4 protein-coding genes are annotated in these 3,728 nt (G+C 47.1%); all 4 read left to right on the top strand.

Features of this window, described 5'->3' with window-relative positions:
* Positions 1-2: 2 nt before the first annotated feature.
* The gene (locus VN429_RS11375) at positions 3-833 is read left to right on the top strand and encodes a sulfide/dihydroorotate dehydrogenase-like FAD/NAD-binding protein (protein ID WP_325633402.1); all 831 of its coding nucleotides are present in this window, start codon (positions 3-5) and stop codon (positions 831-833) included.
* Positions 834-2,177, top strand: coding sequence for an NADPH-dependent glutamate synthase (gene gltA, locus VN429_RS11370; RefSeq protein ID WP_325633400.1), 1,344 nt, complete (start codon positions 834-836; stop codon positions 2,175-2,177).
* A 3-nt stretch (positions 2,178-2,180) separates the two neighbouring features.
* Positions 2,181-2,666: a ribonuclease III domain-containing protein gene (locus VN429_RS11365; protein WP_325633398.1), complete on the top strand. Its 486-nt coding sequence runs from the start codon at positions 2,181-2,183 to the stop codon at positions 2,664-2,666.
* 59 nt (positions 2,667-2,725) lie between these two features.
* A partial coding sequence (locus tag VN429_RS11360) for a lysylphosphatidylglycerol synthase transmembrane domain-containing protein (protein WP_325633396.1) occupies positions 2,726-3,728 on the top strand: 1,003 nt, incomplete at its 3' end.

The raw sequence follows: 3,728 nt of genomic DNA, 5'->3' as shown, positions 1-3,728 counted from the left end.
CAATAGAGAAATCAAACGAAATAGCAGATAAGATATTTGAAATCTGGGTTGATGCACCGCATGTTGCACGAAACGCACAGGCAGGGCAGTTTGTAATCATACGAACCAATGAAACCGGAGAGCGGATACCCCTTACCATCTCCCGCGCTAGTGGAGATCTGGTCAGAATTGTGTTTATGGCAGTTGGGAAGACCACCCACGCCCTTGCAGCAATTAAATCCGGTGGAAGTATTGCAGATATTGTCGGCCCTCTTGGCCACCCGAGTGAAGTAAAATCCTGGGGAACCTGTGTTATTGTGGGTGGTGGAGCTGGAATATCTTCAACTCCCTGTATTGCTGAGGCACTGAAAGCAGCAGGAAATAAAGTCATCGGGATCATCGGAGCCAGGAATGCCGGAATGCTTATCTTTGAAGATGAGATGAGAGAGATCTGTGATGAACTCCATGTCACCACCGATGACGGATCTAAGGGAAGACACGGTTTTGCAGCTGATGTCCTGAAGGAGATTGTCGCAGATCAAAAGATCGATGCTGTCTGGATCATCGGACCCGCAATTATGATGAAGATAACCTCCATGGCGACACGTGATAAGGGTATCAAGACCTTTGTCTCTCTGAACCCCATCATGGTAGATGGCACCGGTATGTGTGGATCGTGCCGGTGTCAGGTTGCAGGAAAGACAGTCTTTGCCTGTGTGGATGGTCCTGAGTTTGATGCCCATGAGGTTGACTTTGATCTTCTCATGCAGAGGCAGCGGTATTACATGGAGCAGGAAAAAGAGGCTATCGCACTCTGGAATCAACAGGGATGTTCTTGTGCGGAGGGGAAATAAATGGGAGACCGCTCTGCAGAAGTCAGAATTCATGACTATCTGGAAGTTGATACCGGGTTTTCTGCTGAGGAGGCAATTGCAGAAGCTAACCGGTGTCTGCAATGTAAAAAACCAGCATGTGTCGATGGCTGCCCTGTCAATATTGATATCCCCGCATTTATTGCTGAAATAGCAGAAGGAAATTTTGCGAATGCAGCAGTTTCAATTAAAACCCAGAACATGCTTCCAGCCATCTGCGGACGAGTATGTCCTCAGGAGACACAATGCGAAGTACTCTGTATTCTTGGTAAAAAGGATAAACCAGTCCGGATTGGTCAACTCGAGAGGTTCGCTGCAGATGAAGAACGCCGGACAGGTATCAAACCCCAGGTTAAGAAATCACCAACCGGAAAGAGAGTGGCAGTGGTCGGGTCAGGTCCGGCAGGGATTACTGCTGCTGGAGAACTGGCTCGGGAAGGCCACACCGTAGTCATGTACGAATCTCTCCATCTCCCCGGAGGAGTGTTGACCTACGGTATTCCTGCATTCAGGCTTCCTAAAGATGTTGTTAATGCAGAGCTTGACCAGGTACTCAAACTTGGAGTTGAGGTAAAACTCAATCATTTTGTGGGAAAAAGTGTTTCACTTTCTGAACTTCTCACCTATGATGCAGTAATGCTTGGAACCGGTGCAGGCCTTCCGTACTTCATGAATATTCCAGGCGAACATCTGAACGGTGTCTACTCAGCTAATGAATTTCTCACCAGGGTAAACCTGATGCATGCAGAACAGTTCCCAAAATTTGACACACCTATTGCTAAAGCCAGCCGGGTAGTTGTTGTCGGAGGAGGAAATGTTGCAATGGATGCGGCAAGGACAGCACGAAGAATGGGAGCAAAAGTTACTCTCATCTACCGCCGCCGCTCAGAAGATCTCCCTGCCCGACTCGCTGAGATTCATCATGCAGAGGAAGAAGGAATAGAGTTCATCACCTGCGCAAACCCGACACGGATTTTAGGTGAACAGGTAGTGACAGGAGTAGAATGCGTCAGAATGCAGATGTGCGAACTTGATGCAAGCGGAAGACCGGCAGCAAAACCCATCGATGGTGACACATTCACGCTTGATTGCGATGTTGTCATTCAGGCAATTGGACAGGGACCAAATCCGGTACTGGTCCGTGAGATAGAGGGCATCGAACGGGGACGGGCTGGCAACGTAATTGCAGACGGAGATGGAAGAACTTCACATCCAAAGATCTTTGCTGCCGGAGATGTTACGACCGGAGCTGCAACAGTAATTCTGGCAATGGGCGGAGCCAAGAAAGCAGCACAAAGTATCTGCACCTATCTCGCTTCAAAATAAAATATGCAATATTCTGCTGATAAACCAAATCTTGAGGATGTCATCGGGTATACCTTTGTTAATCCTGATATTCTTGAGCGGGCGCTCAGCAGAAAAGCGTACTGTCAGGAACGGGGGTATCCTGAAGCCGACCATATGGATGCTCTGGCAACTCTTGGCGATGCAGTGATTGAACTACATATTCTTACCCGCCTTGTTGAAACAGGTGGGTGTGACAAGGGTGAGATATCTGTTAAAAAAATGGACCTTGTCAACATGTCCATACTTCGCAGGGCAGGAGAAACAATTCATCTTCATGAGTATATTCACTGGGGAAATGGTGAGATGCGAATGCATATCTGGTCATCAGGCCGTGTTATTGCTGAATGCATTGAAGCACTGATTGGTGCTGTATACCTTGATGGCGGGTTATACTATGCCGGGCAGGTTATGGAAACAATTGGGCTTTTTCCCACCGAACTCTGTGGAAATCCAAGACCTGTTTCATAAGGCGGATATACACGCCGGGTCCAATTAGGACAGTTTAAATTCAATAATCAGGAGAAAGAATGGAAAAAAGCCAGAAGAAATGGATTTATGTCTCAATCGGGATCAGCGTTGTCATTCTGGCTGTGATGGTTGGCTCTACTTTCAACGAAGAAACTCTCACCTACCTGGCACACATCAACATCTTTTTCCTGATGTTGGCATTATCGCTCAGATTTATTTCTTTTGCCCTTTGGGCACTTCGTATCCAGAAGATGTCTCTCTCTCTTGGATACCAGGTACCTTTTTCTCACTGCTACAATATGGTTGTTGCAAATCTTCTCGCAGGTGCTCTTACACCAGGTCAGGCTGGGGGAGAACCAGTCAGGATTCACGAACTCTACAAGGCTAAGATGTCGGTTGGTGACGCAACCGCTGTAGTAATAATGGAGCGGGTTCTTGATGCGGTCATGTTGGTCGGGCTCAGTATATGTAGCATATTCATTATGGGCAGCGTTATCTGGTCTCTTAATAGTGGAATTATCTTTGTAATCTTCTTCTCCCTGTTTCTCTTAATCTTCTTTATTCTCCTGCTTGTGTATGCAGTCAGGTATCCTGACCCGGCAAAACGGCTGGTGATGCGTTTTCTCCACTGGATAGAAGTAAAGATGAAGAAACCATCATTTCAGAAGATCATCTCCCGGACAGATGTTGAGTTTGATAATTTTTGTTGTGGAATCAACGCCTTTGCGAAACATGGAAAATCAGGTTTTGTCTGGGGGTCTGTCTGTACCATCCTATTCTGGTTCTCAGAGTTTGTGGTGGCATCAGTGATTTTGATGGGGCTAGGTCTCCCACCCTCGGTTTCTGAATCCATGCTTGCCCAGATCATCATCGCTCTTGTCAGCATGATCCCGATTACGCCGGGCGCATCAGGTGTTGCTGAGCTTTCAGCAGCCTCGCTCTATGCACTCTTTGTCCCAACAGCAGCTCTCGGGATCTTTATTCTCCTCTGGCGACTCATTATGTTCTATCTCAACATCGTCTTCGGATTTATTTCAACGATGTTTATCTTCAAGCGGGAAA

This window comes from Methanospirillum sp., assembly GCF_035560735.1.
Classification (GTDB): domain Archaea; phylum Halobacteriota; class Methanomicrobia; order Methanomicrobiales; family Methanospirillaceae; genus Methanospirillum.
Note: the sequence above shows the minus strand (reverse complement) of the source record. Positions and strands in the feature narration are given on the sequence as shown.

What these genes read in the sequence shown, in the direction of transcription:
- gltA (WP_325633400.1), top strand. Translation starts at nt 834, where the DNA reads ATGGGAGACCGCTCTGCAGAAGTCAGAATTCATGACTATCTGGAAGTT.
- VN429_RS11365 (WP_325633398.1), top strand. Translation starts at nt 2,181, where the DNA reads ATGCAATATTCTGCTGATAAACCAAATCTTGAGGATGTCATCGGGTAT.